11 protein-coding genes are annotated in these 13,395 nt (G+C 60.8%); 7 read left to right on the forward strand and 4 right to left on the reverse strand.

Annotated features, from left to right (window positions below; all coding sequences use genetic code 11):
* The first annotated feature begins 394 nt into the window (after positions 1 to 394).
* A complete protein-coding gene (locus CDA63_RS13115; RefSeq protein ID WP_088464918.1) occupies positions 395 to 901 on the forward strand; it encodes a hypothetical protein in 507 nt (168 codons plus the stop codon).
* A gap of 98 nt (positions 902 to 999) precedes the next feature.
* Here CDA63_RS13115 and CDA63_RS20905 read toward each other — a convergent pair whose 3' ends face one another.
* The 3 genes from CDA63_RS20905 to CDA63_RS13125 form a co-directional block, all read right to left on the reverse strand.
* Positions 1,000 to 1,170, reverse strand: coding sequence for a hypothetical protein (locus CDA63_RS20905; RefSeq protein WP_165768296.1), 171 nt, complete (start codon positions 1,168 to 1,170; stop codon positions 1,000 to 1,002).
* A gap of 753 nt (positions 1,171 to 1,923) precedes the next feature.
* Entirely contained in the window at positions 1,924 to 2,532 is a 609-nt protein-coding gene (locus CDA63_RS13120; protein ID WP_088464919.1) for a helix-turn-helix domain-containing protein, read from the reverse strand.
* A 508-nt stretch (positions 2,533 to 3,040) separates the two neighbouring features.
* Entirely contained in the window at positions 3,041 to 4,792 is a 1,752-nt protein-coding gene (locus CDA63_RS13125; RefSeq protein ID WP_242434665.1) for a L,D-transpeptidase family protein, read from the reverse strand.
* 276 nt (positions 4,793 to 5,068) lie between these two features.
* Between CDA63_RS13125 and CDA63_RS13130 the strand changes: the two genes are divergently transcribed.
* Together CDA63_RS13130 and CDA63_RS13135 are read left to right on the forward strand one after the other, a co-directional pair.
* Positions 5,069 to 6,880 (forward strand): M1 family metallopeptidase, encoded by a 1,812-nt coding sequence (locus CDA63_RS13130; protein ID WP_088464921.1) that lies wholly within the window; start codon positions 5,069 to 5,071, stop codon positions 6,878 to 6,880.
* 211 nt (positions 6,881 to 7,091) lie between these two features.
* On the forward strand, positions 7,092 to 8,033 hold the full coding sequence (locus tag CDA63_RS13135) for a cyanophycinase (RefSeq protein WP_088464922.1): 942 nt from the start codon (positions 7,092 to 7,094) through the stop codon (positions 8,031 to 8,033).
* A gap of 202 nt (positions 8,034 to 8,235) precedes the next feature.
* Here the strand turns inward: CDA63_RS13135 and CDA63_RS13140 are convergent, their stop codons facing one another.
* A complete protein-coding gene (locus tag CDA63_RS13140) occupies positions 8,236 to 9,204 on the reverse strand; it encodes an isoaspartyl peptidase/L-asparaginase family protein (protein WP_088464923.1) in 969 nt (322 codons plus the stop codon).
* Between the two features lie 169 nt (positions 9,205 to 9,373).
* Between CDA63_RS13140 and CDA63_RS13145 the strand changes: the two genes are divergently transcribed.
* The 4 genes from CDA63_RS13145 (at position 9,374) to CDA63_RS13160 (ending at position 13,358) form a co-directional block, all read left to right on the forward strand.
* Positions 9,374 to 9,808 carry a DUF3127 domain-containing protein gene (locus tag CDA63_RS13145; protein WP_242434666.1) on the forward strand — a complete coding sequence of 145 codons (435 nt, stop codon included), beginning with the start codon at positions 9,374 to 9,376 and terminating at the stop codon, positions 9,806 to 9,808.
* A gap of 280 nt (positions 9,809 to 10,088) precedes the next feature.
* Entirely contained in the window at positions 10,089 to 11,432 is a 1,344-nt protein-coding gene (locus CDA63_RS13150; RefSeq protein WP_088464924.1) for a leucine-rich repeat-containing protein kinase family protein, read from the forward strand.
* Between the two features lie 217 nt (positions 11,433 to 11,649).
* Positions 11,650 to 12,525: an SDR family NAD(P)-dependent oxidoreductase gene (locus CDA63_RS13155; RefSeq protein ID WP_088464925.1), complete on the forward strand. Its 876-nt coding sequence runs from the start codon at positions 11,650 to 11,652 to the stop codon at positions 12,523 to 12,525.
* 194 nt (positions 12,526 to 12,719) lie between these two features.
* The gene (locus CDA63_RS13160) at positions 12,720 to 13,358 is read left to right on the forward strand and encodes an AlbA family DNA-binding domain-containing protein (RefSeq protein WP_088464926.1); all 639 of its coding nucleotides are present in this window, start codon (positions 12,720 to 12,722) and stop codon (positions 13,356 to 13,358) included.
* The last annotated feature ends 37 nt before the right edge of the window (positions 13,359 to 13,395 follow it).

The raw sequence follows: 13,395 nt of genomic DNA on the forward strand, positions 1-13,395 counted from the left end.
TACCGGCATGGGGTCGGTCGGGATTTCGGCCGAACCAACCTTGCCCACCACCTCCTTCACCTCCGGAAACTGCTTCAATAAGATGCGCTCGGCCTGTTGGGGCCGCGGTGGCCGGGGCCGTGGCAGCAGCCGGTAACCCATCTACTCCCAGCTAATCGGGCAGCCTATTGCGGCTTGGTTTGTTAGCCTTACAAAACCTTCTGGTTGACCTGTTCTGGTCGGCCGGGAGGTTTTCGCTTTTAGGCAGCGGCCGGAATGGGCAGCATGACTTCGGCAGCGGGAGTTGGGGTGTTACTAGGGCACTTTGCGCCGGCGCAAGGAAACAAAAAGACTGGCCAATAGCTTATTATTGCGTCTATCATCCGCCCCGACGGCTGCTTTTTTCTCTTTACTTATGGCTCAACGCACTCTTCCCGTTATTCAGGCCCTGCGCGCCACTGCCCAGCGCCTCACCGTTCAGGCCCCTTACCAGTGGGGCCACATGGGCAGCTGCAACTGCGGCCACCTGGCCCAAACCGTTACCAAGCTCACCAAGGCCGAAATTCATACCCGGGCCATGCAACGCTCCGGCGACTGGGAGCGGCAGCTCATCGACTACTGCCCCACCAGTGGCTTGCCCATCGACGATACCATCGACGAGATGCTGGCCCTGGGCTTCACCCGCGCCGACCTCACCCACCTCGAACGTCTCTCCGACCCCACCATCCGGGCGGTTATCCCGTTCGAACGCCGCAACGCGCTACGCCACAACCAGCGCGATGATGTGGTTCTTTACCTGCGTACCTGGGCTGACTTGCTGGAAGCCGAATTGTTGGATGGCATCGATCTGCCCAACCTGACGCCCGCAGCTCCCGTTCGTACGCCTTCCCTAGCCGCCGCGGCCATTGCTATCGGCGCGTAGGCTTTAGCCAAAAACACCTCAAATAGCTACCAACACAAAAGCGCGCGATCTGCCGGCGGGGCTTTTGTGTTGGTAGCCAAACCCGTAAACGAAACGGGTTAGTAGCTGACGTTGCTGCGCTGAGCCTCGCGGTATTGCTCCGTCCGGTGGGCGCGCTTATAGGCCGCATCGGCGTTGGGGTCTTTCTCCGGATCGGGAGCCTGCGAGCAGGACGACAGGAACAACGAAGCGCCAGCGGCGAACAGAACGAGCAGACGAAGATTTTTCATGGCCCAAAGGTACGCACCACGCCGAAACCGGACAAGCTAAAGCTTACCCGGTTTCGAGCAGCTTTGAACCAGCGACCGAAACCAGGTAGCGCAGCCGCTTTTGTAAGCCGGCCGCCCTACTCGCTGCCTGGGCCTGAACACCTCACAATGATTTACAATTCTATACAACCGCAACTCGCTGTGCGTTTCCGAAGCTCACCTAGCGGCAGTAGTCTTTGTAAATGAAGCTCTAATTAACAGCGGTAGGCCGCTTCAATTCTCCCCGGCGGATATCTCAGCGCTAGCTGTTGCTTCGAATGGGTGAACTAACTTATTTAGCGACGAGCTGGTCTCTAGCAGTTGTACTTTCCCAGCCCCGATATCCGACAAGATAATTAGCATTAAATGGAACTTAGAGATGCGGAAATCATTGCTTCTATAGCGCTTGCACAATTTTAACTATTCTTCTTTACACTTAACAACCTGCCAACATACTTCACCGTTACCAACAGATCAGGCATACAAGGTCAACTACCTGATAAAAAGATACATAAAATTAAAATTCACACTTACCTAGTAATTCGTTTAGCATACTTTACATCAGCATTCAACGATGTTTTTTCAAAGTATATAACAACCGAATCACAGCCTCATCCAGCAGGCTATCAGCCGGCGCTAAACACTTCAGAATCATACCTGACAAATTGTATTCATTGGGTATACGCTAACGCTCACCGACTAAAGTGCGTCACTCATCGACAATGGCAGGCTTGGTTACCCACCCGCGCCTTCCGGCTGATAATCAGCAAACGTACCGTCCTGATAGAAGATCACAATACGACGAATACGCTTGCCCGGCTCGGCCAGCGCCTGCGCGAAGTCAACATCAGCGGGCGGTACTGCTCGGGATATGGGGGCGGCCGGCTGCTTTAGCGGCTGGCTAGGGCCAGGCGTTGCCGAGGGCGGCACTACAGGCTGGGCTGCGGCTGTGGGTAGTGCTGGGGCCGTATCAGGGGCGGGAATGCGCATTACGGGCTCCGGATTGGGCTGGGGAGGCGCCGGGGCGACTACGGGCAGCTCCGGCGCTACTGGGGCGGTGGCGGTGGCTTTACCGACTTGTCCGGCGGGAACGGTTGCAGTTGGCGGCGTAGAGCGCTTGGGGGGCTCTGCGGCGGGGGGCACCATTGGACCTTCGCCATTCAGGAGCCAAGCCAGGGACAAGTCCGGGAAAGCCGCCACAATCTTCTGCACTACTTCTAGGCTGGGTTTGTTGCGCCCGCTCAGAATATGGCTCACTACGGGCCGAGATACCCCAATGGTATCGGCGAACTGGGAAGACGTAAGCTCCCGTGCGGTTAGCAACTCCTGAATCCGGTCGAGCATAGCAGCAACAAAGTAGATTTACAAATGTAGGCAATCGAACGAGCCAATGATTAGACAGTGCCGACTATTCACTTTGCTAAACAAGCGTTAATTCTTCTGCCCAACTGTTTACATTTGACATTATACTCAATTACTAGTTTACAATTGTTTAACAAACGTAAACAACCTCCTCGCTCCTGCCTTTGGATAAACTCGCAGCTTATTTTCTGCTGGATACACTTTCGGTTCTTCTGAAGCTGCTGATACTAACCAAATATTGCGTCTATCCAGAGCCAGCCGGCGCACCGCAGTTTGGGCCGGCTTCAACCAGATTGCCTCCAAACCCATCGAAACGGAACCAGCGAAACGGTATCAGGCCCTTGCTTCCTATGGGTGCCTATCCCACCAACTGCTCATACCGGCTACATAACCTCAAGGTAGTTGGCCCACAAAAAAGCCCCTACTTCGCGCGGGCGCGAAGTAGGGGCTTTTTTGTGGCTAATCGGCCCTGCTGGAAGGGCGAGAGGCGCTAGTTGAAGTACTCTTTGGCCAGCGACTTGTCGTGGCCGTAGATGTCGTCGCGGAAGTGCACCTTGCCGGCATCATCAACCCAACTGGTGAAGTAGACCAGGTACACGGGCAGTTTCTCGGGGAGGGTTACGTACTTTTCCTCGCGGGTAGCAATGGTTTGCTCGATGTTGGTAGCATCCCAACCGGGCTTGTTGCGCAGCAGGTATTCGGCTAGCTTCAGGGGCTCAGCCACGCGCACGCAGCCGTGGCTGAAGCCGCGCTTGGTCTGGCTGAACAACTCGTCGTGGGGCGTGTCGTGCAGGTAAATGCTCTTGGAGTTGGGGAAGATGAACTTCACGTTACCCAAGTCGTTCTTCGGCCCTGGGCGGCGGCGCAGGGTATACTTCCAATTCTCTTCCGACACGTTGGCCCAGTCGATGCTATTGGGGTCAACGGGGGTAGCCTTGTCGCCCCAGCCCTTCACCACCTCCATATCGAGGCGGTCGAGGGTGCCCTGGGCATTGGCCACCAGCTTCGGCCGCAGCTCATTTTCGATGATGCTGAACGGCACGTTCCAGTACGGAGCCAGCACCACGAACTCTACTTTGTCAGAAAAAATGGGGGTTTCGTGTAGTTCTTTACCCACGATGACGTTCATGTTGAAGGCTTCCTTGCCGTCTTCCATTACGTGGAGCTTATACTCGGGGATGTTAACGAGCAGGTAATCGGCCTCGAATTTCTTCGGGATCCAGCGCCAGCGCTCCATATTCATCAGGATCTGGTCGATGCGCTGCGACACCGGCACGTTGAGCTCGCGCAGGGTTTCACCCCCTACCACGCCGTCGGGCTTTAGGCCGTTCAGGTTCTGAAACTCCTTAACGGCTGCCACCAGCTCGCCTTCATATTTCTCGGTAGCGGGGGCCGCGGCGGTAGCGGGCTGGCCGGGATTATTGGCCACGGCTACGGCGGGAGCCTCGCTGGTTGCGCCGGCAGTAGTGCCGAGCAGACGGCCGCGCAAAGCGGCTACGGCCGATGAGGCCGCGCCGGGCTTGAGCTTGGTACCGGCCGGAATGGCGGGCCAGCCACCCTTACGCTGCAGGGCACGGTAGTCAGCCAAAACCTTTTTCAGCCGGTCGTACTCGGGGTGCAGGGGCTCGAAATCGTAGTAGCCGTAGGTACTTTCGCGCTCCTTGAGGATGGTCATGAGCGCCTTGTGCAACTTTACTTTGTTGCGCTTCACTTCCCAATCGATGTTCTTTACGGCCCGGGGGTCGACGGTACCGCGGTAAAAATCGGAGGCGTAATTGAAATAAGTGGCCGATAAGGCCACGTCAATCTTCTTTTCCAGCGCGTTACGGCGGGTCGAGTCCGATTTGGCTGCTTCGAAGTCCTTGAAAAGCTGATCGAAGTTTTCGGTCTGGTAGTCTTTGGGGTTGAGGCCCTCGTCGGCGGCCTTACCGATGACGCCGAGCATGGTCTGGGCCTGGGGCACGAGTTCGTGGTCGCGGAACCAGCCCAGGCGGAAGTCGCGGGCCTTGTAGAATTTCTTGGCCCAGTCGATCTGGTCCTTGAACTGGGGCTCGGCCGCCATGTACTTTACAATGTACACGCTGTCGAGCGTAGGCTGGGGGCCGGCGGCTTGGGTGAGTACGTCGGGCAACGCCGATTTAATCGACGACTGCTGATCCTGGCTACACGAAACGGTAGCCGTCAGCAGCATCAGGCTCAGCAGCCAAGCGCAGAAGGAAGTAGAAAGAAAAGAGGGAGGCATTGACTTCATAGGGAGAAAAAGCGGGAGCGAAATAAGGGAAAGTGAACCACTAACCATGCCAACGGGGCACCGGCGGAAACAGTTCGGGCTTTCTACTGCGTTTGCGGCGATGGAGTTGTCGGCCACTGCGCTTCATTCCCGGTAGGCAAGTTAGCAGATTTCGGCTGATTGCAGCCCTGGGCAGCCAGCGTTGTGCGCCACCGGCAGCCGTAATCAGTACCTTTGCGGGCATATCCTTAGTATCCGCTTTCCTTTCTCCATTGCCCCGTTACGCTAATGACTACTCCCCTGCTCCCCCCCACCGACCCGCATAGCCACGCCCGACCCGCCGAAGTAAGCGTCCGGCATCTGGCTCTCGACCTGCGGGTAGACTTCACTACCCAAACCCTGGCCGGCCACGCCACCTGGCAACTCAGCCGCCCCGCCGGCTCCACTGCAACGGAGTTGGTGCTCGACATCCGCGACTTAATGGTAGAGGCCGTGCTGCTCGGCGACTCGACCGCGGGCGAGCCCACTGAATTCACGCTGGGCGACGCCGACCACGTGCTAGGCCAGGCCCTGCGCATCAGGCTGCGGCCCGATACCACGGCCGTCACTATTCGCTACCGCACCACGCCCGGGGCGGCGGCGCTGCAGTGGCTGCGCCCGGAGCAGACAGCCGGCACCCAGCCGTTTCTGTTCACCCAGTCGCAAGCCATTCTGGCCCGCACCTGGCTGCCCTGCCAGGACTCGCCGGGCGTGCGCTTCACCTACGAAGCCCGGGTGCAGGTGCCCGCCGACCTGCTGCCGCTGATGAGCGCCAGCAATCCACAACAGCTCCGGTCCGACGGCCGTTACGAGTTTCGCATGGACCAGCCCATTCCGGCCTACCTGATGGCGCTGGCCGTGGGCGAGTTGGAATTCCGGGCCCTGAGCCCGCGCACCGGCGTGTACGCCGAGCCAGCCACGTTGCCCAAAGCAATGGCCGAGTTCGGTGAGCTGGAGCCGATGGTGGCCGCCGCCGAGGATTTGTATGGGCCCTACCGCTGGGAGCGGTACGATTTGCTGGTGCTACCGCCCTCCTTCCCGTTCGGGGGCATGGAAAACCCGCGCCTCACCTTCGTGACGCCCACCATCCTGGCCGGCGACCGGAGCCTGACCAGCCTCGTGGCCCACGAGTTGGCTCACTCCTGGAGTGGCAACCTGGTCACGAACGCCACCTGGAACGATTTCTGGCTCAACGAGGGCTTCACCGTGTACTTCGAGCGCCGCATCATGGAGCGGCTCTACGGCCGGCCCTACGCCGACATGCTCCAGGCCCTGGGCCACGCGGCGCTGCTGCACACGGTCCAGGAAATCGGAACGGCCAGCCCCGACACCCACCTGCGGCTAAACCTGGCCGGCCGCGACCCCGACGAGGGCCTGACCGAAATTGCCTACGAGAAGGGCGACTACCTGCTCCTGACCCTGGAACACCTGGTGGGCCGCCCCGCCCTCGACACCTTTATTAAGGAGTACTTCGCCCGCCACGCTTTTCAGAGCATGGATACCGATTCATTTATCACCTACCTGCACGAGCAGCTCCTCAACGAACACCCCGGCCTAGCGGCCAAACTTCGCCTCGCTGAATGGATTGACGGTCCCGGGATTCCGGGCAATGCCCCGCCGGTAGCCTCGGCCCGGTTCGCAGCCGTGGATGCGGCGGTGGCTACGTGGCAGCAGGGCACCCCGGCGAACCAGCTAAACACCGCCGCCTGGAGCAGCCACGAGTGGGTCCGGTTTCTGCACCAGCTGCCCGCCGGTTTGGCTTCGGGCCAATTGGCTGAGCTGGATGCGGCGTTTGGCTTCACCCAGTCGGGCAACGCCGAAATCCTGGCCGCCTGGCTGCCGCTTACCATTGCCGCCGATTATGCCCCCGCCGAGGCCGCGCTGCACGATTTCCTGACCCGGGTGGGCCGCCGCAAATTCATCCTGCCCCTTTATAAAGCCCTGCTAACCCGGCCCGACGGACTAGCCCGGGCCCGCCGCCTGTACGCCGCGGCCCGGCCCAACTACCACGCTGTAGCCACCAGTACTCTCGACGCGCTGCTGGGCCGGCCCGCCGAGTAAGATGGGAGTTTGAGCCGGCGAGGCTGGCCTTTTTGCCCGTTTTTTTGTTCTTTACTTCGGCCCAGCAAACCGGCCCGCCGCTCTCAGGCAGGCCATTACCGGTTCGCCGGCCCGTTTTTTCATTTTCCGGATCAGCCCCCGTGGCCCGAACCTTGCTAGCGTAAGGGCCCAAGACTTTTCCTTTTTCCGTGGCTTAACACTGTTTTCTGCTTTGAAAAACGTCAAACCGCTCGGCAAGCTCATTGCCATTGGTGGCAACGAGGATAAGGGCACTTACCCTAACCCTCGCACCAAGAAAAAATTCTATCTCAACTTCTTCGAGTTAGGCATTCTCAAGCGCGTCGTGCTCGAATCGGGCCAGGAAGACCCGCGCATTGAGGTGATTACCACCGCTTCGATGATTCCCGATGAGGTGGCGCGCATCTATATTTCCTCGTTCACGATGCTTAACTGCAACAACGTGAACGTGCTCGACATTCGCACCCGCGAAGATGCCCTACGCCCCGAGTACGTGGAGCGCATCCGCCAGGCCGATATCGTGATGATGTCGGGCGGCAACCAGTCGCGGCTGGTGGATATTTTTGGGGGCACCGAGTTTCTGGCCGCCCTCAAGCACCGCTACCAGACCAAGCCCAACTTCGTGATTGCCGGTACTTCGGCCGGGGCCATGGGCATGTCAAAAACTATGATCAAGGGTGGCAGCGTCCCCGACGCCCTCATGAAGGGCGCCGTGAAGATGGGCACTGGCCTGGGCCTGCTCGACAACGTGGTTATCGACTCCCACTTTGTAAAGCGCGGCCGCTTCGGTCGCCTCATCGAGGCCGTGGCGCTGCATCCCAAGCTCATCGGCATCGGTTTGGGCGAGGATACGGGCATGCTCATCACCGAAGGCAACCAGCTCGAAACCATCGGCTCAAACATGGTCATCATCATGGACGGCCACCACCTGGAGCACAGCAACGCCGCCGCCGCCCAAAAGGGCGAGGCCATCTCCATCGAGAATATGCTACTGCACGTGCTGGTGAAGGGCAACCTCTACGACGTAAACCAGCGCACGTTTTATCCTAACCTTAAGCTCCGAGAGCAAGTTGCCGAGTCGACGCTACTCACCGCCGGCCAGGGAGCCAACGAACCCACCCCGGCGGCTAGCTAAGGAACCGAAAGTGGGCGACCATCGACCCATCAGATGTTTACCCAAATGTTAAAAAGCCCGTTATTTAGCTAAATAACGGGCTTTTTCTGCTCTTAGCCCGCCGGCCTCCGAGAAGTAACGGCGGCCATTCAGCCGCTGATAACGGCTGCGTTTTTCACGTTGTTTTCACTCCTTATATATAAGGTGCTGTAGAACGTAGGGCTCAGTCCTTGTAGATAGCTACGAATGGGGCGGCATCACCCTGGGAAGTTTGGCTGGCGCGGTACATGCCTTCGGAGTTGAAAGGCAGGGCCACGTTGCCGGCCGCATCTACAGCCACCAGTCCGCCCTCGCCCCCGAGCGGGGCCAGCTTGTCGTGCACCACAATGCGGCAGGCATCGGCCAAGCTCAGGCCCTTGTATTCCATCAGGCAGCTGATGTCGTGGGCGACCACGGCCCGCAGGAAAAATTCGCCGTGGCCGGTGCAGCTGATGGCGCAGGTACGGTTGTCGGCAAACGTGCCGCTGCCGATAATGGGCGAGTCGCCGATGCGGGAGTAGCGCTTGTTGGTCATTCCGCCGGTGCTGGTGGCAGCGGCCAGGTGGCCGTGCTGGTCGCGGGCCACTGCCCCTACCGTGCCCATTTTCTTTTTCGGGTCCTCACTCCCACCGCCGTCGGGCAGCGCCTGCGAGTGGTCGAGGCGCATGCGGCCTTCCTGCAGCGCCTCTTGGAGTTGGTCGTGGCGGTGTTGGGTGAAGAAGTAGTCGGCCGACTGCATAGCCAGGCCGTGCTCGCGGGCCAGCTCATCGGCGCCGGGCCAGGCCAGCAGCACGTGCTCGGTCTGCTCCATCACGAGGCGGGCGGCCCGAATGGGGTTCTGCACGAGGCGGGCCCCGGCCACGGCCCCGGCGGCCCGGTTGCGGCCGTCCATGATGGCGGCATCCATTTCGTGGTGGCCTTCGTGGGTGAAGACCGCGCCCCGGCCGGCGTTGAAGAGCGGATGGTCTTCGAGACTGAGCACGGCTTGCTCGACGGCGTCGAGGGCCGCCCCGCCGCCAGCCAGCACGGCGTAACCGCGGCGCAGGGCTTCGTGGAGGGCAGCCTTATAGGACTGTTCTTTTTCGGGCGTCATCAGGGCGGGCGAAATAGTGCCGGCCCCGCCGTGCAAAGCCAAGGCGAAGGAAGGAGTCATGGAGCAGAAAAAAATGGGTGGGAAAGCAAAAACGCAAGACAAAGGTAGGCAGCCCGATGGCCCCAACGGCCGCGCCGGTACCGGAAACGGCCCGGAACCAACCGCGTTTTTTTTCGTAGGTTTGGTTAACAGTTTTCAACTTCTTTCAACACCCCACATATCCAATCCTATGGCTTACGAAGCTACCGGCCGCCTGCACGAAATTTTCGACGAACAGCAGGTGAGCGAAAAATTCCGCAAGCGCGAATTCGTGCTGGAGGTCATAGACGGCCAGTATCCCGAGCATATCAAGTTCCAGACCGTACAGGACAAAACGGCGCTCATCGACCCGTTCAAAGTAGGCGACGAGGTAAAAGTGTCGTTCAACCTGCGCGGCCGCGGCTTTAACAAGAACGGCCAAATGCTGTATTTCACCAACCTCGAAGCCTGGCGCATCGAGAACTCTGCTGGTGGCGCGGCCGCTCCCCAGGGTGGCAGCTACCAGCAGGCCGCACCGCGCGCGCGGCTCCCGCCGCTCCGGCTCAAAACCAAAACCCCAACCTGCGCGCCTCGGCCGCACCGATTGCTTCGGACGACGACAACGACCTGCCGTTCTAGTTTTTAAGAAGCCAGAAGCTGAAATAGCTGCTGAGCAAGGGCGTTTGAATTTCTGACTTTCCACAACTGAAAAAGCCGCTACCTCTTCCGGTAGCGGCTTTTTCATGCCGGGCCGGTGTGGCTGCGCTTCTAATGATAGAACTGCCAAACTTGCGTTTTTGGCAGTACCGCCGTAGCAGCAAAGCACCGCGCCGCCCTATCGGCACTACGTAACGGATGGCCAACCTTCGCCACGGCAAGCCGCCAAATAGTGCGGCCCCACGCCGTTCATATTCCTACCTTACCTCATGCACACGCTAGCACAGCTGCGGGCCGGCGAGCTGGCCGGGGCCACCCGCCTGGATTTGGCCGAAGGCCTCACCGAGTTTCCACCGGAAATTTTCAGCCTCGCCGACACACTCGAAATTCTCAACCTCTCGGGCAACGCCCTGCGCGAGTTGCCCGCCGACTTAGCACGCCTGCACCGGCTGCGGATTCTGTTTGCTTCCGATAACCAGTTTACCCGCATACCCGAAGTGCTGGGCCAGTGCCTGAACCTGGAAATGGTGGGTTTTAAGGCCAACCGCATCCGCGAGCTGCCCGGGGCCGCGCTGCCGCCCCGCCTGCGCTGGCTGATTCTGACCGATAACGAGCTGGCCGCGCTGCCGCCCGAAATCGGCAATTGCCCGAACCTGCAAAAGCTGATGCTGGCCGGCAACCGGCTACGGGCGCTACCGCCCGAGCTGGCCCGCTGCCACCAACTGGAACTGCTGCGCCTGGCCGCCAACGAGCTACCCACCCTCCCCGACTGGCTGCTGACCATGCCTCGCCTAAGCTGGCTGGCCTTCGCCGGCAACCCGCTGGCCGCCGAAGCCGAAGCGGCAGCCCGGGTCCGCGCCGCCCGCCCCCTCATTGCCTGGACCGACCTTACGCCGGAGCAGGTGCTGGGCGAAGGTGCCTCGGGCATTATCCACCGCGCCCAATGGCAGCAGCCCGGCGCGGCGGCCCCGCAGCCCGTGGCCCTGAAGCTGTTTAAAGGGGCCGTGACCAGCGACGGGCTACCCCACTCCGAAATGATGGCCTGCTTGAGCGCCGGCCCCCACCCCCACCTGATTCCGGTGCTGGGCCAGCTCAGTGGCCACCCCGCCGGCACCGAGGGCTTAGTACTCGAACTCATCAGCCCCAAGTTTACGACCCTGGCCGGGCCGCCCTCCTTCGCCACCTGCACCCGCGACGAATACGCGCCCGACGTACAGTTTGCGCTGCCGGCCCTGCTGCGGCTGGCGGGCGGCATTGCGGCGGCGGCCAGCCACTTGCACGCGCAGGGCATTCTGCACGGTGATCTGTACGCCCATAATATTCTGGCCACTGAATCGGGAACGAGCTTGCTCGGCGACTTTGGGGCCGCTGGTTTTCTGCCGGAGGAAAATGACCAGGCCATCGGGCTGCTACCTCTCCTGGAAACGCGGGCCTTTGGCAACCTGCTGGAAGAACTATTAGACCGCTGCTCATCCCAGCCCGAAACCACGGCAGTTATTGGGGAGCTGCGCGACTGGCAGGCCCGCTGCCAGCAACCCGAGGTAGCAGCCCGACCTTCGTTGGCCGCCGTGAGCCGACGGCTGGCGGAACTGTGGGAAGGACTGGCGGACTGAAACCCGGCAACCGGCTTTCCACGTTCTTACCTCGCTGGCGCAATTGTTGTTTGCCCGCCCGGTTTCATGCTGCCGGCCGGCGTTATCTTTTGCGGGGCGCGGGCCAACAGCCCCCCATTGCTGGCAATGCCACCAGCGCCCGTAGGCCAATAAGTTTATTAGCTGTTGGCTGGTATGGCGCCGGACCTTACGTTTTCCCCTCTTTCAACCTGACCCTATGGTTCCTGCTTCTTCTCGGCCTCTAATGGGCAAAACGGCCCTCGTAACCGGCGCGACTAGCGGCATTGGCCTGGCTACGGCCCAGGAGTTGGCCCGCCAGGGTGCCCGGGTAGTGTTGGTGGGCCGCGACTCGGCCAAGGCGGCCCGGGCCCAGGCCGCCATTCAGGAGGCAGCCGGACCGGAAGCGGCGGTGCACGTCAAGTGCTTCGATTTGTCGCTGCTGCGCAATGTGCGGGCGTTGGCCGGCGAGATGCAGCAGGAATTTGATAGGTTGGATATTCTGGTGAACAACGCCGGCATCATGCCCGGTCAGTTTACCCTCACCGAGGAAGGCCACGAGCTGAGCTGGGCCACCAATCACCTCGCGCCTTACGCCCTCACCAACCTGCTGCTGCCCTTGCTCGATGCCGCCGAGCGGGCCCGGGTGGTAACGGTATCGTCGGTGGCGCACTGGGTGGGTGAGATTGAGCCCGACCAAGCAGTGCGCAACTCCCCCGACAAGTACAGCTGGCTCACGGCCTATGCCGACTCCAAGCTGGCCAACATCCTGTTCACCAAGGAGCTGGCGGCCCGCCTCGACCTGACCAACATCACGGCCAACTGCCTGCACCCGGGCATGGTAAACACCGCTCTGATGCGCCCCGACACCTCGGTCGTCATGAAGGCGCTGTGGTGGACGGCCCGCCCGCTGATGATTTCGCCCGAAAAAGGTGCCCAGACCACCCTCTACCTGGCCGCCTCGCCGGAAACGGCCAGCGTAAGCGGCCAGTATTTCGCCGGTAGCCGGGTCGCCCGCTGCTCCGACCGGGCTAATAGCACCACCGAAGCCAGCCGCCTCTGGCGTATTTCGGCTGAGGAAACCGGGGTGGAATAAGCCATTCAAACGGCCAGCAGTCGTGTTTATTGGTCTGACGGGGTGCAGGTAACTGGCAAAATCATGCTGCCCTGAGTCGCTAATCAGCGTAAAATAGCCCGACGCTACTCCGGCCCCGTAAGGCAACTGCAACAGCCGGCTCCCAATGGAGACGGCTGTTCGCTATTCCGGGCCTTTCGTACGTTTAAGGCAGCATGGACTTACTGGAACTGATTCGGCAGGGCGAGGGCGAACGGCTGGAATTCAAGCAGCGCACCACCCACCCCACCCGCATTGCCCGCACGCTGGCCTCGCTGGCTAATACCAAGGGCGGCCGGGTGCTGGTCGGGGTTGATGATAAGGGCCGCGTGATTGGGGTGCGCGACGTGGAGGAGGAGTTGTACCAGTTGCGCGAGGCGGCCCGCCACTACATCGAGCCGCCGCTGGACCAGCAGCTGCAGTTTCGGGAAGTAACCGGCGCTGAGGGCCGGGTGGTGCTTATCGTGACGGTGCCCGAAAGCGCCGAGAAGCCCCACCGCGCCCAAGTGGCTCCCGGCGACTGGCGGACCTATGTGCGGGTGCGCGACCAAAGCGTGCAAACCAGCCAGCTCACCGAGAAAGTGCTGGAGCGCCAGCCCCCACCCGAAGCCAGCCGCTTCGAGCAGATTCCGCTGAGCCGCGAGGAGCTGGCCGTGCTCGATTACCTGCGCCAGCACCCGCGAATCACGCTGGCCCAGTACATGAAACTGCTCAACATCGGGCAGCGCCGCGCCTACCGCACCCTCATTAAACTCACCCTGCACGGCTACATCAAGCACCACGACAAGCAGAAGGAGGTGTACTATACGTTCTGAGTGAGCGGTGCCGCTGCTACCCGAATAGCGTGAACTA

This window comes from Hymenobacter amundsenii, assembly GCF_002204745.1.
In the GTDB taxonomy this organism is placed as follows: Bacteria; Bacteroidota; Bacteroidia; order Cytophagales; family Hymenobacteraceae; genus Hymenobacter; species Hymenobacter amundsenii.

Bases quoted from the DNA above. Each gene is read 5' to 3' on its own strand.
- CDA63_RS13150 (WP_088464924.1), top strand. From the start codon at position 10,089: ATGCACACGCTAGCACAGCTGCGGGCCGGCGAGCTGGCCGGGGCCACC.
- CDA63_RS20905 (WP_165768296.1), bottom strand. From the start codon at position 1,170: ATGAAAAATCTTCGTCTGCTCGTTCTGTTCGCCGCTGGCGCTTCGTTG.
- CDA63_RS13120 (WP_088464919.1), bottom strand. From the start codon at position 2,532: ATGCTCGACCGGATTCAGGAGTTGCTAACCGCACGGGAGCTTACGTCT.
- CDA63_RS13125 (WP_242434665.1), bottom strand. From the start codon at position 4,792: ATGCCTCCCTCTTTTCTTTCTACTTCCTTCTGCGCTTGGCTGCTGAGC.
- CDA63_RS13130 (WP_088464921.1), top strand. From the start codon at position 5,069: ATGACTACTCCCCTGCTCCCCCCCACCGACCCGCATAGCCACGCCCGA.
- CDA63_RS13115 (WP_088464918.1), top strand. From the start codon at position 395: ATGGCTCAACGCACTCTTCCCGTTATTCAGGCCCTGCGCGCCACTGCC.
- CDA63_RS13145 (WP_242434666.1), top strand. From the start codon at position 9,374: ATGGCTTACGAAGCTACCGGCCGCCTGCACGAAATTTTCGACGAACAG.
- CDA63_RS13155 (WP_088464925.1), top strand. From the start codon at position 11,650: ATGGTTCCTGCTTCTTCTCGGCCTCTAATGGGCAAAACGGCCCTCGTA.
- CDA63_RS13140 (WP_088464923.1), bottom strand. From the start codon at position 9,204: ATGACTCCTTCCTTCGCCTTGGCTTTGCACGGCGGGGCCGGCACTATT.
- CDA63_RS13160 (WP_088464926.1), top strand. From the start codon at position 12,720: ATGGACTTACTGGAACTGATTCGGCAGGGCGAGGGCGAACGGCTGGAA.